At 44.4% G+C, this 25,946-nt stretch carries 22 protein-coding genes; 13 read left to right on the forward strand and 9 right to left on the reverse strand.

Annotation, left to right across the window (positions count from 1 at the left end; genetic code table 11):
- Positions 1 to 60: 60 nt before the first annotated feature.
- The 4 genes from MHH46_RS03865 to MHH46_RS03880 all read left to right on the forward strand — a co-directional run bounded on the left by MHH46_RS03865 (position 61) and on the right by MHH46_RS03880 (position 6,287).
- Positions 61 to 1,617 (forward strand): glycosyltransferase family 39 protein, encoded by a 1,557-nt coding sequence (locus MHH46_RS03865; RefSeq protein WP_076190101.1) that lies wholly within the window; start codon positions 61 to 63, stop codon positions 1,615 to 1,617.
- Positions 1,618 to 1,648: 31 nt separating this feature from the next.
- On the forward strand, positions 1,649 to 1,897 hold the full coding sequence (locus MHH46_RS03870) for a hypothetical protein (protein ID WP_076190102.1): 249 nt from the start codon (positions 1,649 to 1,651) through the stop codon (positions 1,895 to 1,897).
- 96 nt (positions 1,898 to 1,993) lie between these two features.
- On the forward strand, positions 1,994 to 2,746 hold the full coding sequence (gene yaaA, locus MHH46_RS03875; protein ID WP_076190103.1) for a peroxide stress protein YaaA: 753 nt from the start codon (positions 1,994 to 1,996) through the stop codon (positions 2,744 to 2,746).
- A gap of 175 nt (positions 2,747 to 2,921) precedes the next feature.
- A complete protein-coding gene (locus MHH46_RS03880; RefSeq protein ID WP_076190104.1) occupies positions 2,922 to 6,287 on the forward strand; it encodes a HEAT repeat domain-containing protein in 3,366 nt (1,121 codons plus the stop codon).
- Positions 6,288 to 6,368: 81 nt separating this feature from the next.
- Here the strand turns inward: MHH46_RS03880 and MHH46_RS03885 are convergent, their stop codons facing one another.
- Positions 6,369 to 8,144 (reverse strand): ABC transporter ATP-binding protein, encoded by a 1,776-nt coding sequence (locus MHH46_RS03885; protein WP_076190105.1) that lies wholly within the window; start codon positions 8,142 to 8,144, stop codon positions 6,369 to 6,371.
- Complete coding sequence (locus MHH46_RS03890; protein WP_405132566.1) at positions 8,131 to 9,942, reverse strand: ABC transporter ATP-binding protein; 1,812 nt, start codon at positions 9,940 to 9,942, stop codon at positions 8,131 to 8,133. Before MHH46_RS03890 ends, MHH46_RS03885 begins: the two co-directional genes overlap by 14 nt.
- Before the next feature lie 238 nt (positions 9,943 to 10,180).
- Here MHH46_RS03890 and MHH46_RS03895 point away from each other — a divergent pair, with 238 nt between their 5' ends.
- The 3 genes from MHH46_RS03895 (at position 10,181) to MHH46_RS03905 (ending at position 14,688) form a co-directional block, all read left to right on the forward strand.
- On the forward strand, positions 10,181 to 10,882 hold the full coding sequence (locus MHH46_RS03895; RefSeq protein WP_036684849.1) for an ABC transporter ATP-binding protein: 702 nt from the start codon (positions 10,181 to 10,183) through the stop codon (positions 10,880 to 10,882).
- 13 nt (positions 10,883 to 10,895) lie between these two features.
- A complete protein-coding gene (locus MHH46_RS03900) occupies positions 10,896 to 13,541 on the forward strand; it encodes an FtsX-like permease family protein (RefSeq protein WP_076190107.1) in 2,646 nt (881 codons plus the stop codon).
- 859 nt (positions 13,542 to 14,400) lie between these two features.
- Positions 14,401 to 14,688: a hypothetical protein gene (locus tag MHH46_RS03905; protein ID WP_179086251.1), complete on the forward strand. Its 288-nt coding sequence runs from the start codon at positions 14,401 to 14,403 to the stop codon at positions 14,686 to 14,688.
- A gap of 143 nt (positions 14,689 to 14,831) precedes the next feature.
- Here MHH46_RS03905 and MHH46_RS03910 read toward each other — a convergent pair whose 3' ends face one another.
- Both MHH46_RS03910 and MHH46_RS03915 read right to left on the reverse strand, forming a co-directional pair.
- Positions 14,832 to 15,278, reverse strand: coding sequence for a GNAT family N-acetyltransferase (locus MHH46_RS03910; protein ID WP_076190108.1), 447 nt, complete (start codon positions 15,276 to 15,278; stop codon positions 14,832 to 14,834).
- Positions 15,279 to 15,299: 21 nt separating this feature from the next.
- Positions 15,300 to 16,289 carry a DUF4003 family protein gene (locus MHH46_RS03915; RefSeq protein ID WP_076190109.1) on the reverse strand — a complete coding sequence of 330 codons (990 nt, stop codon included), beginning with the start codon at positions 16,287 to 16,289 and terminating at the stop codon, positions 15,300 to 15,302.
- Positions 16,290 to 16,512: 223 nt separating this feature from the next.
- Between MHH46_RS03915 and MHH46_RS03920 the strand changes: the two genes are divergently transcribed.
- Positions 16,513 to 17,355 (forward strand): aldo/keto reductase, encoded by an 843-nt coding sequence (locus MHH46_RS03920; protein WP_076190110.1) that lies wholly within the window; start codon positions 16,513 to 16,515, stop codon positions 17,353 to 17,355.
- Between the two features lie 43 nt (positions 17,356 to 17,398).
- On the opposite strand, the gene MHH46_RS03925 is transcribed toward MHH46_RS03920, so the two are convergent.
- Positions 17,399 to 17,965, reverse strand: coding sequence for a TetR/AcrR family transcriptional regulator (locus tag MHH46_RS03925; RefSeq protein WP_076128582.1), 567 nt, complete (start codon positions 17,963 to 17,965; stop codon positions 17,399 to 17,401).
- A gap of 194 nt (positions 17,966 to 18,159) precedes the next feature.
- On the opposite strand from MHH46_RS03925, the gene lpdA reads away from it, so the two are divergent.
- From lpdA to MHH46_RS03940, 3 genes are read left to right on the forward strand one after another with little or no spacing between them, the layout of a single operon-like run.
- Entirely contained in the window at positions 18,160 to 19,554 is a 1,395-nt protein-coding gene (gene lpdA, locus MHH46_RS03930; protein ID WP_076190111.1) for a dihydrolipoyl dehydrogenase, read from the forward strand.
- Positions 19,551 to 20,180 (forward strand): HlyD family efflux transporter periplasmic adaptor subunit, encoded by a 630-nt coding sequence (locus MHH46_RS03935; RefSeq protein ID WP_076128586.1) that lies wholly within the window; start codon positions 19,551 to 19,553, stop codon positions 20,178 to 20,180. Before lpdA ends, MHH46_RS03935 begins: the two co-directional genes overlap by 4 nt.
- Positions 20,164 to 21,315, forward strand: a complete 1,152-nt coding sequence (locus MHH46_RS03940) for an ABC transporter permease (RefSeq protein ID WP_076190112.1) — start codon at positions 20,164 to 20,166, stop codon at positions 21,313 to 21,315. The genes MHH46_RS03935 and MHH46_RS03940 overlap by 17 nt, the downstream gene beginning before the upstream one ends.
- Before the next feature lie 20 nt (positions 21,316 to 21,335).
- On the opposite strand, the gene MHH46_RS03945 is transcribed toward MHH46_RS03940, so the two are convergent.
- Positions 21,336 to 21,959 carry an NAD(P)H-dependent oxidoreductase gene (locus MHH46_RS03945; protein WP_076190113.1) on the reverse strand — a complete coding sequence of 208 codons (624 nt, stop codon included), beginning with the start codon at positions 21,957 to 21,959 and terminating at the stop codon, positions 21,336 to 21,338.
- 168 nt (positions 21,960 to 22,127) lie between these two features.
- Here MHH46_RS03945 and MHH46_RS03950 point away from each other — a divergent pair, with 168 nt between their 5' ends.
- A complete protein-coding gene (locus MHH46_RS03950; RefSeq protein WP_256717159.1) occupies positions 22,128 to 22,802 on the forward strand; it encodes a winged helix DNA-binding protein in 675 nt (224 codons plus the stop codon).
- A 2-nt stretch (positions 22,803 to 22,804) separates the two neighbouring features.
- On the opposite strand, the gene MHH46_RS03955 is transcribed toward MHH46_RS03950, so the two are convergent.
- Positions 22,805 to 23,743, reverse strand: coding sequence for a YafY family protein (locus tag MHH46_RS03955; RefSeq protein WP_076190115.1), 939 nt, complete (start codon positions 23,741 to 23,743; stop codon positions 22,805 to 22,807).
- 99 nt (positions 23,744 to 23,842) lie between these two features.
- Here MHH46_RS03955 and MHH46_RS03960 point away from each other — a divergent pair, with 99 nt between their 5' ends.
- The gene (locus MHH46_RS03960; protein WP_076190116.1) at positions 23,843 to 24,292 is read left to right on the forward strand and encodes a VOC family protein; all 450 of its coding nucleotides are present in this window, start codon (positions 23,843 to 23,845) and stop codon (positions 24,290 to 24,292) included.
- Positions 24,293 to 24,406: 114 nt separating this feature from the next.
- Here MHH46_RS03960 and MHH46_RS03965 read toward each other — a convergent pair whose 3' ends face one another.
- Positions 24,407 to 25,012: a hypothetical protein gene (locus MHH46_RS03965; protein WP_139329906.1), complete on the reverse strand. Its 606-nt coding sequence runs from the start codon at positions 25,010 to 25,012 to the stop codon at positions 24,407 to 24,409.
- A 95-nt stretch (positions 25,013 to 25,107) separates the two neighbouring features.
- On the reverse strand, positions 25,108 to 25,818 hold the full coding sequence (locus MHH46_RS03970; RefSeq protein WP_076185106.1) for a hypothetical protein: 711 nt from the start codon (positions 25,816 to 25,818) through the stop codon (positions 25,108 to 25,110).
- Positions 25,819 to 25,946: the final 128 nt, after the last annotated feature.

Consider the following 25,946-nt stretch of genomic DNA (forward strand, 5'->3'; position numbering starts at 1 on the left):
TTTTTATGAATCGGGGCAGCGGATTGTAAAGGGCTTTCGATTGCGCAAAGGAGGTTTTCCATGATAAGAGGAATTCAAAAAACATTGTATCTCATACTTGCATTCTTTATCGGTCTTTTTATCGCATCCTCCTTTTTTATTAGGGCGAAATATAATTATTTCGTATATGGGGACACGCCAATTTTGGAGAGACAACAGCTGGGTCTTTTTATTCTAGTGATCGCAGTGGTGCTGGCATTAAGCGTTATTTTGTATAAAATGTGCCTGAAGCTTAATAAGTACAGTTGGAAAATAGTCATTCCAGCCATACTGCTGTTTTCTTTTGCAATCCAGATGGTGATTATCTTTCTGTTTCCACGCTTGCCGACGGATGATTCGCAGACAGTGCTTTCATTGGCACTCGACATGCTGTACAGGAATGATTATTCGTCGTTTGACACGAACGGCTATCTGCATATGTTTCCGTTTAATTTTTCGATCGTTTTATATTTAAAGACGTTGTTGTTGATCTTTCCGGATAATTATCTGGTAATCAAAATATTTAATATTCTGTTTACACTCTTAACCTCATTAATGATTTACATGCTGTATAAAGAGCTCAATTATAAGTCCAAGGATAAGGATTATGGCATCCTCGTGTTTGCTGCAACCTATATCCCTTCATTGTTTATGAGTAATTTTATCTATAACGATGTGATCGCTACCGCCTTTCTGACAAGTGCTTTATATTTTGCCATAAGATTTATTAAAAGAAGGTCCATTAAGGATATTCTCTTCGCAGCTCTCTTACTGGCAATAGGCAACTATTTCCGCAGTATCGGTGTTATTTTTCTGATTACCGTGGTGGCGGGTCTTTTATTTAACATACGTTCTATCGGGGTGAAAAAGGTTTTTAGCGCTTTGTTTATCACGGCCATATTGTTTAATGTTCCCGGCTGGACGCAAAATGCTGTGCTGCAGGCGACGAATGTTGTAGATGAACCGATGAACGAAAATTCCGCACCTGTCTACATGTGGCTGAATATGGGGATCAATCTGGAGACGTTTGGGTTCTGGGACAACCGGGAGAGCTACGCTATCTATCAGCAGGATGCAAATTATAATAAGGTAGAAAGTACGGAGTTATTTAAAGAAGAAATCAGTAATAAACTCTCCGAGGCGGGCCTAAGTGACTTAGTGAAGATGTATTATAAAAAAATCGTTTGGACCTGGACGGAAGGAACCTACCAGATGGAACGATATGGGCTCGGAAATGACGGATCATCCAGTAACGGGGGAAGAATGGGCTTTGTCATGGACCGTTATAGCTACACTAATGCTGCTACGGATTTGTTTAAGGCAGACTCCAATTATAGAAGTGGAATGTTATGGATGCTGTATGTTCTGAATTTTCTGATGTATGTATTTATACTCGTTCGCTTAATGGGTGGAATAAGAGCCAAAAGATTTGAAGAGACCTCTTTGATTCTTGTGGTGCTGGGCTTTATCGGATTCTATCTTTTATGGGAGATCAAGTCCCGGTATATTTACCCGGTGTATCCGCTGCTGATCGTATTATCCTACATGGGTTTTAAGGACGTATACGATTATATGTTAAAAAGATGTTTTCCACGTTAACTATGTTCGCTCGGAAAGAGGGGATTCAAAGATGCGGACCAAGCGGTATTTCGCTTTGCTCATAGCAGTGCTAAGTTGTTCCATGGTGCTCGTCTCCTGCGATGCTATTACCGCACAGAAGATAACGAGTACTGACTCCGGGTCAAGAGCGAACGGGGGACAGGGCTTCACCGGCGGGCGGGGGAAAGATGGGGGCGGATCTCCCAACATGAATGGTGGGACAAGGAGAAACGGCAACCCAGGTACAGATGGCGGTGGCGCACAAGGTGGGCGGCAGTGAACAAATTTCATGAACTTGCCCCAAGCCTACGAAGATTAAGTGTGATAGGATAAGGTTACATTTAAATTCCCCGCGGGGGTAAGAAAAGGGAGCACCATGAGAATCATTATATCGCCTGCCAAGAAGATGAAGATGGATACGGATTTCTTGGATTGCCGCCAGATGCCGCAATTCATAAGCGAGTCGCAGACTCTTCTGGCCTTATTACAAAAGTTGAATTATGAAGAAGCCAAATCGTTATGGAAATGCAATGATGCCATCGCCACGCTGAATGTGGAGCGGATTCGGGATATGGATGTAACACGGGATCTTACACCGGCTATCTTTTCTTATGAGGGTATCCAGTACCAGTACATGGCACCAGGGGTACTTCAAATGGAGGAGCTGGAATATCTTCAGCAGCATTTACGGATATTATCCGGATTCTATGGAATCGTCCGGCCATTTGACGGCGTTGTGCCGTACAGGCTGGAGATGCAGGCAAAGCTTAGCGGACCTGGTTTCAAGTCTATCTACGAGTTCTGGAACAGGAAGCTGGCAGATCAGCTGTTTTCGGAGACTGACATCATTCTGAATCTGGCCTCTAAGGAATACAGCAAGTGCATCTCCCCTTACATTGGCGGGAATGTTCGCATGGTTAGTTGTGTATTCGGGCAGGAGATCGGCGGTAGGGTAGTAGAGAGAGCGACCCTGGTCAAGATGGCCAGAGGTGAAATGGTACGCTTCATGGCTGAGCGGCAAATCAGCTGTGTGGAGGATATCAAAGGCTTCGACGGATTTGATTTCAGCTTTGTTGATGAGCTGTCGGATGAGAGTACGTATGTGTTTATTCAGAAAAAGAATGACTAGAGCAAGCAGTACATGATGGGTAATTCTGAAGGGGGTTGAATAACCAGCTTCAGGGTTACCTTTATTTTTTGATCAACGAAACCAGATGCTGAATTCTAGTTTTTTTAAAGGGGATAGATTAGGGTATAGAGAATAAAGTTCGGGTGGAATAAGAACAGGTTAACGAGGAGGACTTATGATTTTCAAAAGAGATCCATTGGATAAACAGAGCTTACTTAAAGAATTGGATTCGCTAGGTTATTCCGACAGAATCAAGAAAGTAGCAATCCTAGGCCGTGATCATCTCGGATCTGTCCAGTACTCCCAATTACTAGCCTCTTTGCTGGAGGATGGTGTTTATGAAGCACGACTTGCCTTAATCGGCGCCATTGCAACACAAGATGATGCTATTATTCTATCAGCACTGCGGCATCCCAAGGCAAGTATCAGAAATACGGCTGCGGGTCTTTTGGCAAAGGTGGCTTCGGATGCTGATATTGAACGTGAGCTCCCCCATTTATCCCATGATTGCCGCCGCAAGCTTCTGCACAGTATTTCACAGATTAACCGTCAGGAATTAGCAGAACGCTTATTGCCTGTAGTGTATGCCCGATGGGGAGCGGAGGAAGCCGCGATTATATTGCAGGCCTGTTATTCGGCTACGGTAAGTAAATGGCTTGCTGATATCGGGTATGCCATAAAAGACTGGAAGAAATTATCCAGCCGGCATCTTAACGTAGTAGCAGAATACTTTGCAACAACACTGGAAAGCACACCACTCAGGGAAAAAGGCTATGTCTGGTGGAGATTCTCATCAGCTCTGGAGATCCTATGCAATCTGAAGGCAGACTTGGTGCTGGAGTGTGCGCTGAATCATGGACCTATGGGCATCATACATCCTGCGTTAAAAGAACAGCTTGGCACGCTTGTACGCCAAAATCCTAATAAGGTATATCAACTGTTAACACGAACGGAGTCGCGGAGCGATCTGATTTCTTATGGTATTCCTGAAGCTGTTCTTAAAAGGAAAAAATATTTATCCATGGATCAATGGATGGAGATAGCGAAACTACTCGCAGATCACCCTATGCACATAGCAAAGCTGCTTCATAATATGGCACCTTCTAACCGCAAAGTCATTTTCGATGCTGTGTATGAAGAAGATAAACGTAATGAACGTATTTTTCCGGAAAGATTACTGTATGTATTACCACATGCCTTGCGTGACAAGGAAGCCACCCGGATGCTTGGCCTTCGTGAAATTAATGATGACAGGGAGAGAACAATCAGATTTACAGCTTGCCGTTCTATTCTTCATTCAAGAGCGGGACTTGAACAAGCAACACAGGTATCCAGTGCAGACGAACGTGCCACGGCGCTTATGCAGCTGATCAGAAGTACCGTTCTGTCGAGACAGGGCATGAATGAAACTTTGGTGTACCTGGGCCGGATTAAAAATGATCAGGATCCTGTCCGGGGCGCTGTGTTTAAAGAGCTATCGGAAAGTCCTGCGTCTGTGTTCACGGATGCCCATGTACAAGAGCTTACTTTGCTTGTTGATAGTGTTATAGAGGCCAGAGATACTTCATATGGTACAAAATTTTCCGTTCAACAACTGGCGTTTGCTATTCTCCGGCATAACGCATTACATCCTCATGGTGAGCTGTTTAAGTTTTCTTTAAAAACGATTCAGAAATTGGCCAAGCAGAATGGGCAGCTTTCCCTTCCATCCTTGGAGAAGAATTTACCCTGGGGAGTAGAAGAGATTATCTTCGACGAAATTTATACATTAGCTGTACAGGCCAACAAAAGAGAAGATTACAATCTGGTGTTAAGCCTAGCTAGCTCTTTCGGTAAAAGAGGTTACGGCATCATAAAACTTCAGAATCTGTTAAAGGAAGCAACGAGGGCAAAGGCGGATTCTACAGCCATACAAGCGGCCAGATACTGGCTTGCGCCTCGTACAACGCGTGATGCCAGAGTTAAGGAATTATTAGCTTTAGATAAATCGTATATTACGATCCATGAAGTGTTCCAGCATCTGCATCTGAAGCGTCAGGAATGGCTCGATCCTTTTATTTCAGGAGCTATCATTAAGGGCAAGTTCCTATCAGGCAAAACTATCTATCTTGTGCCGGCCGCGGATGGATTCCACAGATGGCTGCCACGTCAGCAACAAGCTTTAAGTGCCTTATTAGAAAAAATTGCATACGATTTCAAACGTAATCTTTGGGAGCGTGCAAGCGTTATTAAGATCATGGCAAGCATGCCTGATCTCGGTTCGGATAGGTTACTTGGGCTTATGCAGGATAAGGAAGTAACTGTAGTAGAAGCTGCACTTCATGCCTTTTCGCTTATGGAAGAACCGGAGAAGGCACTTCCCGTTCTGCTGGAGAATCTGGATGGGGACCGGGCCCGTGTAGCCATGTACTCGATACCCAGATGCATCCGCAGGGTGAATCCGGTGTTACTGGTTACCATGCTGAAAGAGCTTCTGAATCGGGATAAGCTGAAGATCACTGTCAGAAAAGAAGCCATCCGCTTACTGGGCGCTTATAGAAGCGATGACAGCCTTCCGCTATTGATGAATGAGTTCGAGAAACCCAATGCACACAAGGATGTAATCATAGCCATAGGGCATGCTGCCAAACAGCTTTTAGATGATGAACGCGCTTGGGATATGTTAAGTACAATGGCTTCTTCATCAGAAAGTGACATCGCAGGAAGTTTATTATCTCAACAGCCTAATGCTCTTCCGCTAGACTTTAGACCACGTTATCTAGGATTAATCCTTGAAATTGCAAGGCACCAAGATGCGTATATTGGCAGATATGCTTTCATTTCTATGATGCGGTGGACAAATGGAAATGAAGGGATTGTTGCAGCTGCCACCGCTCGGTCTATTACGGATTTGGAAGACAGCACTAGATGGGAAACTGCTATGAACACGCTGGTAGAAACCTGTCGCGATGGTAAGATCAATGAGGTTGTAGTTGGTGTATGTCAGAGACTGGTTAGTGCAGCGATAAGTGATGAATGGAACGCCACTGCCAAAAGAGATTTGCCTCATCGGCAACGTCTACTGAAATTAGTCAACCAGCTGATAGCTTTGCCAAAAATCACCCGGATGCACCTTATCCCTTTGTATACGGATCTGATTGACTGTCTGGCATCTGATGAGACCTTACAGCAAGCTGTGATGAAATTGTATATAGCAGCAATAGATTGGAATAATGTGAAGGAATCCGCCAATTATCTGAATCGGATGGTTACCACTATTTCAAATCAACCCCAGCTATTAAGCGATGTTTATAAGCAGGTCGCGTATAATTTAGAAGAGAGCACGGGATACTGGAGTCCGGAAACTTTATTGGAAATTGTAGATGTTCTAGGGTCTGAGAGCCAATATGAATCTCAGTATATTGGACTTTCGTTGCTTGAAGTTGCCGGAAGTGCTCTATTATGGAGTCCAGAGCCTGCAGAGCGTCTGCGGTTGTACAGAAATCACACGAACCTTGCGGTTCGCTCGCTTGCGCTAAATATTTGGACAGCGATAGATTAGTTTTTGATATTTTTTGAAAATAATAAAACATCAAAAAGCTCAGGCTGCAAATCGGCCTGAGCTCTTTTGATGTTTATTCGATTAAGCTTCCATCTTCTGTGCTGTGTAGAGGTGGTAGTAAAGGCCCCGCTGTGCGATAAGCTCATCATGTGAGCCGCTTTCCGCGATGCCTTTGTTAGATACGTACATAATACGATCGCAGTTTTTTACGGTGGAGAGGCGATGCGCGATAATGAACGAGGTGCGTCCCTTAAGCAGTTCATTCAGCCCTTTTTGCAATAAGCGCTCAGTCTTCGCATCAATGGAAGAAGTGGCTTCATCCAAGATGAGAATGCGCGGATCTGCCAAAAGTGTTCTTGCGAACGAAATGAGCTGCCGCTGTCCTTGAGACAGCTTGGAGCCACGTTCATTGACCTCTGTCATGTAGCCTTGATCGAATTCACGGATGAATTCGTCGGCGCAAACGGCCTTTGCAGCGGCGATTACTTCTTCTTCGGTCGCATCCAGTCGGCCGTACCGAATATTGTCCAGAATGGTACCGGAGAAGATGAAGCTATCCTGTAACATAATCCCCATCTGGCTGCGAAGAGATTTTAACGTCACCTGCGAGATATCCTGGCCGTCGATCAGAATCTGACCACTGGAAATGTTATAAAAGCGTGAGATCAGATTGACGACGGTTGTTTTGCCCGCACCTGTGGGTCCTACCAGCGCGATGCTTTCTCCCGCTTTGACCTTGAAGGAGATATTCTCCAGAATATTAAGCCCCGGGTCATAGGCGAAAGTTACATCGTCGAAGGTGACATGGCCCTGTACAGATGGCAGTGTTTTTGCATCCGGGATATCACTGACGGTAACCGGTTCATCCAGCGTTTCGAAGATACGCTCAAGATAGGCAACGGCGTTGATGAAGTTATTGTACAGGTTCGAAAGATTCAGAATCGGCTGCCAGAAGCGGGCAGCGTAGCTGCTCATCGCCAGAATGACACCGAGGGTCATGTCTTGAGGACTCAGTGTTAGTAGGCCTACAAGGAAAATTAATGATGTAACGATCGTAGACAAGTTGTCTACAGAGAACGGAATAAGTAAGTTGTAACGTTGAGCCTTCATCCATTCTTTACGGAAATTACCCGCGAGACGTGTGAAGATTCCTTCGTTACGTTGTTCCCGGGAGAACATTTGTGTCACACCAATACCGCTGATGCTCTCTTGCAGATAGGCGTTCAGGTTGGAGCTTTTGTTGGACACTGCTTGCCATGCCCGGCGTTGCCGGGTTTTGATCAGCAGCATGATGCCAAGGAAGACTGGCAGTCCGGCAAGGATGACAAATGAGAGTCGTACATCGACAGCGAACATGAAGGCTGCGATAAAGAGCAAATTCACGATTTCTAGAATAAAGTTGATAATCCCGTTGGACAGCACATCTGAAACGGCGTTGACGTAGTTTACGACCCGGATAAGGATCTTGCCCTGTGGACGGTCGTCATAATATTTGAAAGGCAATTCTTGCAGATGCTTAAACAAATCCGTTCGGATGTCAAAAATAATATCCTGCCCAACACTCGTCATGATGCGCGAGCGTATCGTAGCCAGATAAACGCTGACCACGATGGTCACAAGCATCAGTGCAGCCCAACCCAGCAGTGCAAGCTTCTCTTTTGCCGGAATGGTCACGTCGATGACATGTTGCATGATCAGCGGAGCCGACAGTGAAATGGCTGCTGAAAGTGCACTGAGCACGAACGCAACAATCATTGGCGTTTTCTTTCGTTTAATATATACCATCGCACGCCGGAAGTGTTTTATATTAAACGGCGATTCAAGATTTTCATCGACGTCAAATTTATTCCTTGCCACTTGCGGTCACCTGCCTTCCAATACCCTCGTTCTGCAGTTTAAACACTTCGTAATAGTAACCACGTTTCGCTAGCAGTTCAGTGTGAGTCCCTTCCTCAACTAGCTTCCCGCCATCCAGAATAAGAATACGGTCGGCTTGCGAGGTAGTAGATACACGCTGCGCAATAATAATTTTCGTACAAGGATAGTCCAGTTCACGTAGACTTTTTTGGATATGCTCCTCCGTCTCAAGGTCGACCGCAGAGGTCGTATCATCGAGAATCAGGATAGGACGGTGTACCGCCAAAGCACGCGCTAAGGCAATACGCTGCTTTTGCCCCCCCGATAGTCCGACTCCGCGTTCCCCGACAACGGTATCATAACCTTCAGGCATTTTGGTAATGAAGTCGTGTGCGGCTGCGAGCTCTGCATAACCCATTGCATCTTCTTCCGGAAGATCAGGATCGCCATAGGCGATGTTTCCATCAATGGTATCAGAGAACAAGAGTACATCTTGGGTCGCCATGCCGATATTTCCACGAAGTTCATCAAGCTCCAGCTGCCGAACATCAACACCGTCTACGAGTACGCGCCCTTCAGCTACATCGTAGAAGCGAGGGATGAGGTTGATGATTGTTGTTTTGCCTGATCCTGTCGCGCCCATGATTGCTACAGTTTCACCGGGTTCAACGGTAAAGCTAATATCGTCCAGTACGATAGCGCTATCATATTTGAAGCGGACATGATCGAATTCAATACGGCCTTCATAACGGCGTTTGTCAGTGACAGTATGCTCATTAACAATATTTGGCCGGGCATAATAGATATCTACGATTTTGGACAAGCTCGCAAAAAAGCGCTGAATGTCGTTGATAATGATACCGATGTTGCGCATAGGGTTGGATATAGCCCAAATAAGCGAAGAGAAGGCCATAAACTCACCGAAGGTGATCCGGCTGTTCATAAGGAACAAACCACCAACCAACATAAGGATTACGTTGAAGCCCTGAGCGAAGGATTCCAGATAAGGAAAATAATCAAGCCATACAAGGGCGGCCTTTTTGTTCGCTGTAGAATAGTTGACATTCTTCTCTGTGAATTTTTCGACCTCGAATTCCTCACGGGCAAAAGCCTTGACCACACGGTTGCCTGAGATATTCTCCTGTGTAGTCGTGTTAAGCTGGGACAGCCGTTCACGCAGGTCAATATACATAGGACGGACGCGTTTAGCGAATATGTAAGCCACGATAAAAATGGGCGGTGACAGGATAAGCATCCACAGCGTCAGTTCCGCATCTATGGTGAAAAAATAGATAACGGCGGCAAGGAAGATCGTTAGCGATTCAATGATCGTCTTAAAAATCCAGGCCATAGAGTGACGGACCATGTCCAGATCGCCTGTCATCTTGGTCATGAGATCGCCGGTGCGATTATGATCGTAGTATTTTCTGTCCTGTCCCTGAATTTTGTTGTACAAATAAATGCGGACATTGTACATCATATTTTGCGAGGATATCTCGTACTGCATGGTCGTGAAATATGCGAGACCTGTGCGCAGTAGAGAAAATCCGATCATGCCCAGACAGAGCATAATCAATAATTGCCGTTCTTGTGTAAGATTCTGCAGGGCGTTGTCACCGGCTATAAACGTATCGACAATGCGCTGACTGATGTACGGATTCACGATTGTAAGACTTGAGCCCACCACCGAAAGGCAGAGTGCCAGAATATATCGCGTCCGGTTTCCCTCTAGGTTCTGCCATAGCCATTTCAGTTCGAACATCTGATCACCTGTTTCTGATTGTTCTTGTTCTTTCACTCTTGCCTGAAAAGAGTAAATAAAACAAAGTGATTATAACATTATCAAATGACTAAGTATCGTTTACGGTAAAATTTCCTTGTTACATTATTGTTACAAAAAAATGAACTTATTAATGATGTGAATTTCACCTTGTGTAATGAGGGTTTGCCATTCGGGCTTGGGCGTTCTAATTATGATAAACTGAGACAATGTAGAGTAATTAGACTTAGTTCGGATAGGGACAGGAGGAAGAGGAATGAGTTTTGTTGCTGTAAAAGGGGAGTACAAGCGTTACAAGATGGGCGAGAATGTAATTGTCGCGAATGACGGGATTGATTTTGAGATAAAAAAAGGTGAATTTGCCGTGATCGTCGGCCCAAGTGGTGCGGGTAAATCTACGGTGCTTAATATTCTGGGTGGCATGGATTCCGCCGATGAAGGTCAGGTCATTGTGGATGGCATTGATATCGCCAAGTTTAGTGCCAAGGAGCTGACAGGCTACCGCCGAAATGACGTAGGTTTTGTATTTCAGTTCTATAATCTAGTACCTAATCTGACCACACTGGAAAATGTTGAGCTTGCTTCGCAGATTTCCCCGCGTGCACTAGATGCACGTAAGGTGCTGGAGGATGTGGGTCTGGGCGCGCGGTTAGATAATTTCCCGGCTCAGTTGTCCGGTGGTGAGCAACAACGTGTCGCTATCGCCAGAGCGTTGGCTAAACAGCCGAAGCTGCTGCTCTGCGACGAGCCGACAGGGGCGCTTGATTATAACACCGGCAAGCAGGTGCTGAAGCTGCTGCAGGATACTTGTCGTAACACCGGGACAACGGTCATCGTAATTACACATAATCTGGCGATCGCTCCGATGGCTGACAGGGTTATAGAGATTAACAACGCTAAGGTACGGAAGATGGTGATCAATCCTTCGCCGGTATCCGTTGACGATATTGAATGGTAAGGAGAAGGCATCTATGAAAAAGCGAGCATTGTGGAAAGATATTTTTCGTGAAATTGGGCATACCAAAGCCCGGTTTATTTCGATTTTTGCAATTATTATGTTAGGCGTCAGCTTTTTTGCCGGAATCAAGGCTACTGGGCCAGATATGTTGAATACAGCTGGAACCTTTTACAAAGAGCAGCGCTTGATGGATCTGAAGGTGCAGACTAACTACGGCCTGACCGAAGACAACATCGGGTTACTCAGAAATGTACAGGGGATCGATGAGATTCAGCCGAGCTATAGTGCAGATGTATTCATAGGTGATAATGCCTTAATACTTAAAGTCAATTCTTACAACACGGATAAACCACTTAATCAATACCGTATTATTGAAGGCCATCTACCGGAGCATTCCGGTGAAATCGTGCTGGACGATAAGCTAGCGGAAGAATATGCGTTGGGTGACAAGGTATCTTTTAGTGGAAACGGTACGGATGCGGAGCTGTCGAACAGCTTCGAAAGACTGGAGTATACTGTAGTTGGCTTTGTTAGAAGTCCACAGTTTATTGAGCAAAGTACCCGGGGCACCAGTGGGATCGGCAAAGGTACGGCGGATGCGTTCGCCGCGATCCCGGAGTCAGATTTCAAGCTTCCGGTGTATACGGAAGCCTATCTGTCCTTTAAGGATACAGCCGGAGTGAAGGCTTATTCGCCGGAGTATGAAGATCTGATCGAACAGCATACCCATGCTGTAGAGCAGGCGATGTCCGGCGTGCCGGAAGCACGGCTTGCTGAACTGCGTGCGGAAGGCGAGAAAGAGCTTTCTGGTGGCCGCGCAAAGGTGGCCGCCGCCGAGCAGCAGCTTGCGGATTTGCAGCGCCAGCCGGAGGAAGTGCAGCAGGAACAGGCTGCAAGTATAAAGGCAATTGCTGCCGGACTTGCTTCTGCCAAAGAGGAATTGGCGGCAGGGGAGCAAAAGCTTGCAGAGCTGGAGCAGCTTAAGGTCTACGTTACTGACCGAAGCGCTAATCCGGGATATGCCGAATATAAAGATAACGCTGATCGGTTGTCGGCGATTGCCAGTGCGTTTCCTGTGTTCTTTTTCCTGATTGCTGCGCTGGTCAGCTTGACGACCATGACACGGATGGTTGAGGAGCATCGCCTGCAGATTGGGACACTGAAAGCACTCGGTTATGGCAATCGCGACATTATGGCGAAATTCCTGGTCTATGGTACACTTGCCAGTCTGGCGGCTTCAATTGCGGGTCTTGCGGTTGGTTTTACCCTGTTTCCGGGTATTATCTACGATGCGTATAGTGCAATCTATAATTTACCGGATATCACGAAGAACTTCTATCTTTCCTATTCGATCATATCCGTTATCGTAGCGTTAATATGTACTACGTTGACGGCGTGGATTGCCTCACGGGTAGAACTACGCAGCAATGCTTCCGTATTGATGCGTCCGAAGGCACCAAAGAGTGGCCAGCGTATTTTACTGGAGCGGATCACTTTTATATGGAAGCGATTGAGCTTTGTCCAAAAGGTTACCGCACGGAATCTATTCCGCTATAAGCAGCGGATGTTCATGACTGTATTCGGCGTGGCTGGCTGTACAGCGCTGATCCTGACGGGATTTGGTCTCAAGGATTCAATTGGCAGCATCGCCGGGTCGCAATTCGGCACGATTATGAAATATGATGCACTTGTGGCACTGCATGAAGATGTGTCTGCCGATGTGCTAAAAGCCTACGACCAACTAATCACTGGTGAATCTGCAGTAACTGGGACGCTGAGTGTGGCGCAAGAACGGATGACCGCACATGCTAGTGGTGTAAATGACCAAGAGGTTCATCTGTTCGTTCCTACCTCTGTTAACTCTTTATCCGATTTCGTGGAGTTGCGTGATCGAAAAAGTGGAGAAGGACGGATGCTTACGGATGATGGGGTTATTATCTCAGAGAAGCTGGCTAAGCTGTATGGGCTGGAGTCTGGTGATAAATTGACCGTGGTGGACAAAGATAATGAAACATTCGAGATTGAGGTCGCGGCGATTACAGAGAATTATGTAATGCACTATGTTTATATGACACCGGCGTATTATGCTTCTGTGTTCGGAGAAAAACCAGTATTCAACACAGAACTTCTGAACTACACCGCACATGATAAAACATGGGAAGACAAATTTGGTGAGAAGCTGACGGCTAATGAGGGCGTCGCTGCCATCAGCTTTTCCAGCAGTGTAGGTTCCGCCTTCGATGAGACTATGAAGAGTATGGACGTTGTAACTTTGGTGCTCATTGTTTCAGCGGCGGCGTTGGCTTTTGTCGTCCTCTACAATTTGACCAATATCAATGTGTCCGAGCGGATCCGGGAGCTGTCAACCATTAAGGTACTGGGCTTCTACGACAAGGAAGTAACCATGTATATTTACCGCGAGAATATGCTGCTTAGCCTACTCGGTATTGTGGCTGGATCGGGTCTCGGCATAGTGCTGCATAGCTTCGTCCTGAAGACGGCCGAGCTGGATGCGACGATGTTCGCTCCGATCATCAAGTGGCCAAGTTATATTTATGCGGCGCTCCTAACCCTCTTGTTCTCCGGTATAGTCATGGCGTTCATGCATATTAAGCTCAAACGAATCCATATGATAGAGGCTTTGAAGTCGGTGGAATAGCATCTAAAAACGCCATAGCTGCGGCTCTTTCTATGAAATAGCTTCACTGGAGTCCGAAACTATGCCTCAAAGGCGATAAATGAGCAAATAGCGTCCTCTGGGTCCGTAAGGAACAGGGGATAGTTAGGACCCGACGCTATCGTTCGTTATCGCTGCCATCCGATGATTTCTGACGATATTGTTTGTTATCTGAATCTATGCCCGACGCTATCGGACCCAGATGACCTTAAACGACGGATTATCCGCCATTTGGAATGTTATCGGACTCCATAGCAGCTATTGGCATAAAAAACGCCAGAAATGAGGCTCTTTCTATAGAATAGCGACACTGGAGGCCGAAACTATGCCTCAAAGGCGGTAAATGAGCAAATAGCGTCCTCTGGGTCCGGAAGCAAGTTGGGATGGTTAGGAACTGACGCTATCGGACGCTAACGGACCCAGATGACCTTAAACGCCGGATTATCCGCCATTTGAGATGTTATCGGACTCCATAGCAGCTATTGGCATAAAAAACGCCAGAAATGATGCTCTTTCTATAGAATAGCGACACTGGAGTCCGAAACTATGCCTCAAAGGTGATAAATGAGCAAATAGCGCCCCCTGGGTCCGGAAGTAACTGGGGATGGTTAGGAACTGACGCTAGCGGATTCCATCGGACCCAGATGACCTTAAACGCCAGATTATCCGCCATTTGCCATGGTATCGGACTCCATAGCAGCTATTGGCATAAAAAACGCCAGAAATGAGGCTCTTTCTATAGAATAGCGACACTGGAGTCCGAAACTATGCCTCAAAGGTGATAAATGAGCAAATAGCGTCATCTGAGTCCGGAAGCAACAGAGAGCATTGATTTGGCGATGTGCACGAGGGTATATGCGTAGATTTAGAAGTAGTTGCAGAAGTAGAAGTAGAAGTAGATGTAAAGGTAGAAGCAGAAGTAGATGTAAAGGTAGAAGCAGAAGTAGATGTAAAGGTAGAAGCAGAAGCAGATGTAAAGGTAGCAGTAGAAGTAGAAGTAGCTGTAGCAGTAGAAGTAAATGTAGATGAAGAAGTAGAAGTAGATGCAGATGTAGATGTAGATGCAGAAGTAGATACAGCTGAGCCGAATACTCGGAGCCGCTTCGCCTATCTCCGCCTCTTCTTATAACTCCTCCTATCCGCTCCTAGCTTCGCCAACCTAAACTGCAGACAACTAGACAACAGAGCAGCGTTCTCAAACGAGAGAATCGCTGCTCTGTTGTCTTTTTACAATATTAAAATGCTTCGAACTGTCTCCTGCATAGGAAAAAGCTACTTAAGCGACATGTGCAGGATAGGAAAAGGATTACCTTGTTCGTCGAGTGCTGAACGCTCAAAAACCTGAAATCCCATATGCTCATAGAAACCTAAAGCTTGGGGATTTTGCTCATTCACATCCACGAGGTGTACGGCGAGTTTCTGCATGACATAAGCTACTAGCGCTTTTCCAACCCCTTTTCCCATTGCAGCAGGTTCTACGAACAGCATTTCAATCTTTTTATTCTGAACCCCTATGAAGCCAAGCAACTGTTCCTCATCATCTGTAAAAGCAAACAAATCGCTTATGCCCTCAAGCGCCTGCGTGACCAGCGGCCGCAAAGCATCAATATCCTGCTCGGATAGAAAAAGATGAGTATGCCGCACGGATGATTCCCAAATGTTCAGTAGACGGTTTAACAATTCTTCATTTCTAGTTGTGAAGATTTTTATTGAGTCCATATCTTTCCCTCACGATTCAATCTAATTCGAAGAAGAAGCTGCAGCCGCAGCTGATGCAGCCGCTGCCCCGGCAAGAGCAGCCTGTTGCGCAATTACAATATTGGTAATGTTGGTAGAAAGCATCGAAGTTAATACGCCGTTTTGCACATCCTCCACAGATCTGAAGGCTACCAGTGCAGAAGACAAGAGCAGTAATTCCTGCTTGCCAATAGACCAGTTCCCGAAGCCCTTTTTTGTACGCAAAAATTCGTAAGTCTCCGAGACATCAGTAACGATGTCCTCCTTGTTGCAAGGGAGCAGGGATAACACGCCCAGTGAGGAGAGGGTATATTCTTTGTCTAGCCGGATACCCTGTGCACGAAATGCATCTCTTAATGCCAATACACGGTCCGCTGCTTGAGGGGCTTCTTCCCCAAGAACCAATACCTGGGTCAGGGCTTGCACACTGTTGCCTGACATAAACTCGGGCTTAAGCGTTACATAGAGCTGCTCCATGCGGTCCACGCCACTCTCAACATCGATATCGGAAAGACCAAGCATCGCGGAGAAGATATAATCGTCCTGTCCGGTAAGGAAACGATGTTTTGCCTTCATACTATCGTAAAATAGCTTTGCCCGTTCTACCGTATGCTGATATTGATCCGATGTTGCATTAGCAGCGATTTGATAGGCAGCAACGACGAGATAATCAGAGGCTCTGAATTTGGCTTCCTTCATTAAATCATACACGGCAAGTGTGTTTGCAAGCAGAGTTTCCTTCTCGTCAGAAAGAGAGAGCAGGGCGGCAATGCTGATCACCGAAGCCCCTCTAAATTGAGAGAAAATCCCGGTACTCTCCTTAATTAGCTCATAGCTGGCACGGATGGCTTCGTCATCTGCAACTTTGTCTTCTACAGCATACAATAGTGCCGCTAACCGATTAACCATTGCATTTTGCCATGGGAAAGCTTTTTTGATCCTCTGAGCGTTGTCTGTGAACAATTCAAGCCTAGCTGGATATTGCTCCTTCATTGGATACACCTCTTATCTCTACTTTTAATTCATAACATTACGAAAATCCTGTGTTGTAGATTCATTTTACTATAAAAAATAAATCGGATGCCCACGAAAGCGGCTTACTAATAGGCTAGAGGTTGTTCAGGTGACCCAATGATTGAGTTTACTATGAGGATGTTATAATAATTATAAGATGGATCGACAGGGGTTTAAATGACAACAAAGGAGAAGAGCGACGATGACTGAGAGAATACCTGAAATCGTATTGAACGATGGAGTGAAGGTGCCTGCGATTGGTTTTGGTACCTACGCGTTAAACGGAACTGAGGGAGCACAAAACATCACTAAGGCGATTGATGTTGGCTATCGTCTGATCGATACTGCGTTTAATTATGAGAACGAAGGTGCTGTAGGCCAGGCTGTTCGGCAAAGTTCTGTGCCTAGGGAAGAGCTACTCATTACTTCCAAACTGCCAGGACGCCATCACTCTTATAAAGAAGCGTTGTCTACTATACAGGAGTCTTTATTCAGAGCCGGATTGGATTACTATGATTTCTATCTCATCCACTGGCCTAACCCTAGAGTGAATTTATATGTTGAGGCCTGGCAGGCGATGATCGAGGCACGTAAGCAAGGTTTGATTCGCTCCATCGGTGTATGTAACTTTTTGCCGGAGCATATTGAACGTTTGATACAAGAAACTGGTATAGCGCCGAGTATGAATCAGATTGAGCTGCATCCTCATTTTAATCAGGAAGAGCAACGTGCATGGAACAAAGAGCATGGGGTAGTGATTGAATCGTGGAGTCCATTGGGACGGGCTAGCAGTGTACTGGAAAATGAGGAAATAGCGGAAATAGGCAAGGTTCATAATAAATCGATATCGCAGGTTATCTTACGTTGGCATATACAGCTTGGGGCTATTCCCATTCCAAAGGCTTCTTCTCTAGAGCATCAGCGTGATAATCTGAATATTTTTGATTTTGAATTATCGGAAGCGGAAATGACCGTTATTTCCGCATTAACCTCGCCAACAGGTCGCATAGCTGATCAAGATCCCGCATCGTATGAAGAATTTTAATAAATTTAACTACAACACGCCATTTATTGGCGTGTTTTTTATATTAGGCTCTTACTAGCGCTTTGGCATACTGTTTGCCAGACGAGAGTAGGTTGTCGCTCAGTTCAGGATCTTTAACCGTCCGTGCAAGAACAAGGGAGCCAACCATAGTACTGAACAGTGCACTACCTTTGGACGCGTCAATTCCCGCCAGATTAGAGATAAAAGCAATCATCCGCTCCAGTTCCTGCGTGAATACCTGCCGAACTTCTTCTGAGGAACGGGATATTTCGCTAGAAAGGGCAGGGATAATGCAGCCCATCTCCATTTTGTCGCGGTGATACGGACTTAAATAATAATCAATGACAGCATTGATTTTGGGGTTCTGCTCTTCCTGGTCAGCGACCTTCTGCAGAAGGGCGATGGTATCGCTGATGGCATACCGGCAGGCTTCCGCGACAAGCTGTTCTTTGTTGTCAAAATGGGAATAAAACCCGCCATGAGTTAATCCGGCCCCCTTCATAATGAACGGAACGCTTACATCGTGAATACCGTTGGTGCGAAAAGCCTGAGCAGCACTTTCAACGATTTTATTTCGCACTTTTATTTTATGACCTTTGGGGTACGGCATTGTAATCACTCCACAGCTTCATAGTTCTACTTTTAAAATATTATAGGCGTCATAATAAAGCCTGTCAATTTAGCGATTCTGAGAAAGTTAGCTTGTGAAAGGCGAGGCAAGGTTATTGACTGTTTTAAAATATGATGGTAATAATATATTACGATCATCATATTTTAAAAAAGTTCAACAGGAGGTATCAGGAGATGAGTAAGCTTGAAGCCGTAGAAACATTGGTCATTGGATCAGGTCCGGGAGGTTATGTGGCGGCGCTGCGATCTGCACAGCTTGGGATGAAAACAGCGATTGTTGAACGCAACCAGCTTGGCGGAGTCTGCACGCATGTTGGATGTATCCCATCCAAAGCATTAATTGCTGAATCACATCGCTATAATTTGCTCAGACCGTTCAATTTTGCAGATGCGTCAGCATCTTTTAAAAATGCTCAGGATTTTAAACAAGGAGTTGTGAATAAGCAGGCAGGTGGAGTCAGTTATTTATTAAAGACTGCTGGGGTGAGCATTTTCGAAGGAGAGGCTAGCTTGGTGGATGAACATACAGCTATCATCAGTCAGTCTGGACAGGAGCAAACCTTATCCTTTAAAAACGCTATCCTGGCTACAGGATCTCGTCCGATTGAGCTGCCAGCCTTTCCTGTTGGCGGACGTATTTTGTCTTCCACAGAAGCGCTGTCGCTCCCTGAGATTCCAACTAGCCTAGTAGTTATAGGTGGGGGCTATATTGGTGTCGAGCTGGGGCAGATGTATGCCAAATTCGGAACAAAGGTAACGATTCTGGAAGGGGGAGAACAAGTGCTGCCTGGATTTGAGGCGGAGCTTGTGAGCCCTGTTGGAACGCAGCTGAAAGCCGATGGCATGAAAATTATTACCGGAGCGACAGCTGTGAACGTAGTGGAGAGTGCAGATACCATTACACTGCATTATTTAAAAAATCAGGAACAGCAGCATGTTACAGCGGAATATGTGTTAGTTACTGTGGGCAGAAAACCAAATACAGACGGCAATTTAGGACTAGATCGCATAGGCTTGCCAGTGACGAGTAGGGGATTGATTGCGACGGACGAACAGTGCAGAACAGCTATCCCGCATATTTTTGCAATTGGAGATATTACGGCAGGCCCGACTCTCGCTCATAAGGCATCGTACGAAGCAAAGATTGCGGCAGAGGCCATTGCAGGTCTCTCCTCCGAAGTTGATTATCGAGCCATCCCGCTCGTTGTTTTTTCGCACCCAGAGCTGGCCAGTGTCGGCTTAAGTGAAACAGAAGCAAAGGCAAAAGGCATTTCGCTGGTTATTGGCAAATCCTCCTTTGGGATTAACGGGAGAGCCTTGGCCTTGAGGGAGACGGAAGGTTTCGTCAAGCTTGTAGCGGACCTAAATTCAGGAGTCGTAGTGGGTGCACAAATCGTTGGAGTAGAGGCATCCACACTCGTGTCGGAGCTTGCTCTTGCTATTGAGATGGGAGCCACTGTGGAGGACTTGGCGATGACCATTCACCCTCATCCCACATTGGGAGAAGTAATTATGGAGGCTGCTGAAAATGCAGTTAAAAAAATGGTGATGAAAGAGAGTGGAAAATGAAGATAAAAGCAGGGCTATATATAGGAATTGCGATTGTGCTGATTGTTGGAGGGGCGCTTCTTGCTGTAAAAGGAAAGGATGCAGTCAGTCAGGCTGAGAGCAGGAAACAAGGGATTCTGGATGCGGAGCAAAAGACAATATTTTATCAGAATAGTCCAGGGTCAATTGTCGAGGTCGGTGTGGCTGCAGGTGATTCTATAAAACAGGGAGAGGTGCTGTTTAAGGTTAAATCTGCTGAAGGAGAAACGGATGTAGTTGCGCCGGAGGACGGATCAGTCAACAAGATTATTGTAAAGCCGGGGGATCTAGTCCAGCTAGGAATGCCAATGGCGGTTTTGCAAAAAAACAGCTTTTATACAGATCTCTACATACAAGAAAGTGAAATCCAAAAGCTAGAGGTGAATCAAAGTATTGGAGTTCATTTTCCATATTTGGAGCACCCAACGGAGGTGACAGGTGTAATTACATCTATCGCAGCCGCGCCTCAATTTGCGAGCTTACGTATGTCACGTGAAAAAGGGCAAGCCGATTTAAGCATGTTTCTTGTCCGTGTAACTATGGATGGGAATGCTGATTTGCTTCCGGGGATGACAGCGGAGGTGAAGCTCGATGAAGTCACTGATTGACGAATGGAAGTACGTGGTGGGCAGTAAGTATTTACGCCTGATTTTTATAGGTCCGCTTATTGCGGCCCTGTTTTTTGGCTTAATGTTCTCGAAGAACCAAATCAGCGAATCGCATGTTATTGTCATTGATGAGGATCACAGTTCGTATTCACGACAGCTGATCTCAAAGATAAATGCCTCTCCATATATGAACGTAACAAATGTGTACTCCAGCCGCCTGAACCCAGAGACGTTACTGGCAAATGAGCAGGCTGTAGCGGTCATCATGCTTCCCAAAGAGTTGGGGCAACATCAGCAGCAGGGGATATCAACAAATATTGGCATCTTAATGGATAATACAATGCCATCAGGGTTAACCAGCATCCGGACTGCGATTCAGGAAGTGATCCAGACGGAAAATGTGACTCTTTCTATGACCCGGCTCCTCCAAAAGGGGATGGATGCCGAAACCTCTAAAGGGCTTGCTTCTCCGTTATCTCTCCAGCAGCGGATGTTATTTAACCCGACCACAAGTTATGTGGGTTTTATGGTCGTTGGATTTGTGAATATTGTGGTGCTGATGATTACAACAAGCGCAGCGGGTTCAATTGTCCCTCGGTTGCGACAGGAGGGGAAACTCTTTGCAAACGGGAAGTCTCCTTGGCAGATTTGGGTTCGCAGTGTACCTTACGCTGTTTTGACCACTATTTCGCTGCTCCTATGTTACGGCTTATTAAAGCAGGTGGGGGGAATGCGCTTTGAAGCGGAGCCTTATCTGTTTATTATTCCGCTGTTTGTATATGCCTTTGCCTTGTCGCTTATGGGCCTGTTGATTGGTTATACTGCCAAAGACGTATCCAAAGTTAATTTACGAACCAATTTCGTGTTGTATCCGTCGTTTCTTGCTACTGGAATCCAGCTGAGTCCACTTGCCTTTCCAGAGTTCTTTCAAATTTCCGCATGGGTATTACCTATGAACTGGCTTAATCGCCTCATACGCGGAATGGCTTTTCGGGATGGGGCGCTAACAGCCTACAGTCAGGAGCTGGGGGCGCTGCTGATTATTATCGGCGTTGTATCCTTATTCATTGGATTGCTGGTGCTTAGGGAGATGAAGAAACCAGAGATTCAGTTCTCAGAATCAGTCAGCGCTTGAGTAATTTGATCTAGTCTAGTTTAGTCCAGTCGTGCAAACCGTTGTTCTGTTTTATCAAGATGTTTCACCCGCTCTTCTAAGCTGCGATCTGACATCCCGGCATAATTATACCAACGAAGATTCTTACGTATTCCCATTTTGCGAAAGGTGCCTCTGAATAGAATTTTGGTGATGGGGTTGCCAAAAATCCAGCGATAAAAGAAGTCGGGCGTGTTCATTACGGTCAGCAGGGACACTCCTTTAATATTCGGGAGCAAGCATTTGAAGGGCCGCCCAGGTTTAGTTTCTTCGTAGACAATGCCTTTTGCGAATACCTTATCAAGAAAACCTTTGGTAAGAGCGGGCATGGCTTCCCACCATATAGGGAAAATGAAGACAATATGATCCGCTGCTATAAGACGCTGCTGATAATTGGCGACTAGCGGGTCGGGGGTTCTCTTTTGCCGCCAAGCAGTGAGTTCTTTGTGCGACATGACGGGATCAAATCCATCGGCATGCAGATCGATAAGATCAATTGTATGGCCTTTGGTGGTGAGACCTCGCATTACGGAGGCTAATAAGGCTGCGGAATAGCTTCGCTGATGGGGGACATTCTCGGACGCTGTTGCTCCGTATGGATGATCAAAAATAATTAAGACATTCATATAAATACCTTCTTTTCGTATTATTGTTTCCTTGAAATTAAATATTAACTATGGAAACAATAATACGTTTTAAGTTTCCTTGTTGTCAATATTATTTCTAGGAAACTTTATTTATGATCTGTGTCTTGTTAAAATGAGCATAAGATGAATTTACGAGGAGACTTAACAGTGACGCATTCTTTCGAGAACTTACCTAATAAGGATATTTTGATAAAAAAACTGATAGAGATGATTCCCCAACTACAAAAGCGATTTCAATCGGAGGATGATGAAGAGAAGGAATGGTTGATTCAGAACTGCAGTAATCCCCTTATCATTGATTTCCTCCAAGACTCCACAGTCATGATGCTGCATGTAATAGATGCGATTGGACAGCTTGAGCCGGTGAATGGCACTACCATTTCGAAGCAATTCGGAATTCCGAAAGGCAGCGTGTCCAAAATCACTAGAAAATTAGTGCAACAAGAAATTATTCGCACGGAGTTTCTCCCCGATAATAAAAAAGAAGTGCTTTTTCTTACAACACCTCTAGGGAAAGAAATATTCGATTTGCATTTAGCCCTACATAAGCAGATGAATAAAGGGATAAACCGGTTTCTACAGAGATATAACCCAGATGAATTGTTATTTATAATCCAAGCCTTCGAGGATACTTTGGAAGCGTCATGGGTTCATTCGGAATCGGTTGCTGAAAAAGAATTATTAACTGCCGGAGAATCTCTTGAGCCAGTGGAAAACGATGAAATGAGTCAAATCGTAGACATGCTTAACCAACTTGATACGCGTAACCTCAAAAAGGCTAAGGCAGTTCTCCAAGCTGTGTTTTTTACCCCTTTTGCTTAGTTTTATATTTTTTGATAATGATTTACGAGTTGCTCTAATTTATCTTTGATTATTTGTTTTAAGGCTTCAGGTTTCACGGATGTAACAGCATGACCATATCGCATAAAATAATTAGCCAAGAAATCTTCTTCACCTGGATTATAGAATCCCTTAATGACTGTTTTCGGACCCACCTCTATTTCCATAGAAGGATAATGTTCTTTATAAAAAATATCCTTTGCTTGTTCCGCAATCTCAACTTCAAAGTCAATACTTTTCGCAGACTGATAGATTTCTAATGAACGACTAAGAAGTTCTTCTATAGAATAACGAGCCTTGCTTTCCTCTTCTTCAATGAAGGTTATTCGATCACATCTAAAAACTCTATATGTATTCGTCGTAAGCTCTATTCCAGTGGCATACCATTGACCAAACCTAGCGGAAATCCTAAAGAATTGAACAGGGTAGCTTTTTGTTTGGTTTTCTTTTGTATATGCAATGTTACAGGCACTCTCATTTAGAATACTTGCTAGGATTTTATCTAAAAAACGGCTGACATGCTTATGCTGATACATTTCGAATTGCAGGACCTTTTTCATTTTGTGAATTTGGTTGATTTGTGTACTCGAAAGACAGTGCTCGAACTTTTCGTTTAGCTTGTTAACACTCAGATGAAAGGGTGTAGATTGATAAGATTCTAACGTCAGCATGGCAAAATACAGCGCATAGACTTCATCTATCGTGAAAATAATAGGGGATAACAATCTGTTTTTTAGAATACCATAACGTCCGTGTCTTCCATGTTCTGCGAAAATAGGCATACCTAATTGTTCTAATGAACTAATATCGCGTAGAGCTGTGCTTTTTGAAATAGCGTATTTATCCATGAGATCACTTAAATTAAAGAATTCTCGACTGTTTAAGTACCTCATCATGTCATTTAATCGTTCTGATTTTTTCATATATAAAACTCCTTATAAAGGTGTCATGTTTTGATACCTTTATATAGGATAATAAGTTTAAGGCCAGATATCAAATATATAAAAGGAGAGATTTATACTATGAGTACAACACTAGAAGTAGCTATTTTTTTATCGATGAATGGAAGAGCTAAGGAAGCTATAGAATTTTACAAAGAACATTTTAACGCAGAGGAATTGCTACGTGTCACCTATCAACAACTAGCAGAGCGTGACAGCTCCATACAGCTTACGGATGAAAATAAGGATTATATTACTCACTCTGTCCTGTTAATCGGAAAAACAAAAATAATGATAGCAGAAGATACAATGAATACGAATGAGGAATATACAGTGGGCAATAACACTTCATTATGTATTCAAAGTGCTGACTTAGAGGGGATTGAAGGTTTTTATAAAAGCTTAATCACAGACGAGCGCGTGAAAATTATTGCTCCTTTATCTAGCAATGTGTTTAGCAAAGCCTACGGTATCATTGAAGATCCCTTTGGTATTCAAATCCAACTCATGTTTGATGAAAGATTACATTAAAAAAGCTTCCTGCTTCTAAAACAAACTAAGTTTAATATTCAGCCGACTAAATTTCAGGTGTATTGTCCTGAGTTTGGCCGGCTTTTTTTGAGAGTGCTATCTGAGGAATATAAATTATTTCAATTCCCCGGTGTCCTTCATATATTGATAATGCTGAGTGAGCTGCTGAAGGGTCGTTTCTTCATTAAAACTGAAATCATTCGATAAAAAGTAAGCGCGTGAGAGATCCTTTTGATTTTCAAACTGGTAAGGCAGTTCATCAATGCGCCTTCCTCCCACGCGGCTGATCTCTGGGAATTCAGCAATCGCTTGAGACATTGCATAAATCTTTTGGGAGAACTCTGGGATTGAATTTGGTGGAATTGAAATCACATAATCGGTGGTTCTCAGGAACTCGAGAAAGCTAGTTTGGGTGAAATCTGTTTTCTGATAAGCTTCCCAAATAGCATCGGTATTCACGGGTTTACCCAGAATCCTTTGATAGACATCTGCATATTTTTTAATCCAGAGGACTTCCTCGTAATTCTTAGAAACGTTATATTTATCAGTTTTGTGAAGAGGATACTGGATAATGTACTGTTGGTAGTTAAATTTGATGTCTGGATTGAGCTTAGGGTAGAGCTCCAAAATGTCGGATCCATCGTCATTTTTTCCTATGACTCTTGAATATTCAAAATCAATAAAATAGTATGCCTTCATATATGCTAGAGCATTCTTCACATATTTATCTCCTGACTTGTGACTCCCCGAGAAGCACCCTGTCAACAGAATACAGCAAATGATCATCAGAATGGAGATTTTATAAGAGCCTCTCATCACTCATTCCCTTCTTTCATCTGTTCATAACTGCTAACAAATTGCCTATAGATTTCATAAGAGTCGTATGGTTCAGCAGAAGCGAAATTGTGGCGGATCAATTGCAGCTTTGTACTGCCTTCAAATCTGTATGGAAGTGCTATGGTGGAACCGAGCTGATTGACTAAATTCGGAGAAGGTGGTCTGTGCGGATAGAATCCCTTTATAATCTCATAAAAGTCCTTGGATAACGGAATGAAATCTTTTTCGGTAACTCCATCGATGATATATGGTGCGGTTCCATCCCTCTCGTATGTAGATTTGTAAATCTCCCCATACTTCAGCGTTTCACTGAAATAGTCAGAAGGGAACTTGAAATTTAAATGTCTGGCGTACAATGAAGGGGCATAAGCAAAGAAAAGACCGTCTAGATAACTTTCCTGATGTTGTTCCGAACGAAAAATTGAATAGTATGATTTCGCATAAATGGAACTGGCAAAAAATTTAATGTTCGGATCATTAATGGGAGATAAGATTAGTTTCTCATAACCGTCTTTGTTGGTTACGCCCGTCCGTTCTACTACTTTGAATTGTAGGTTGTATCTTGGGGAGAGTGTGTTCAGAATATCTTTTTCGTATCGATTGCCAGACTTTGGACCTGGTCCACAAGCTGTCAACAGTAGGATTAAGGCTAGAATGATCAGTAAGTAACCATAATTTGTTCTACTCATATACGCCTCCAGTATTTTGAATTTATGTCCATTATATACCATACCCCGTTTTCATAATTAAGTTTAACGCGATTACCGATAAGATTAATAGATGGATACTGTGATTACCAAAAGCATGCCATTGTAAT

Source organism: Paenibacillus sp. FSL H8-0175 (assembly GCF_045040615.1).
Taxonomy (GTDB): Bacteria; Bacillota; Bacilli; order Paenibacillales; family Paenibacillaceae; genus Paenibacillus_AQ; species Paenibacillus_AQ odorifer.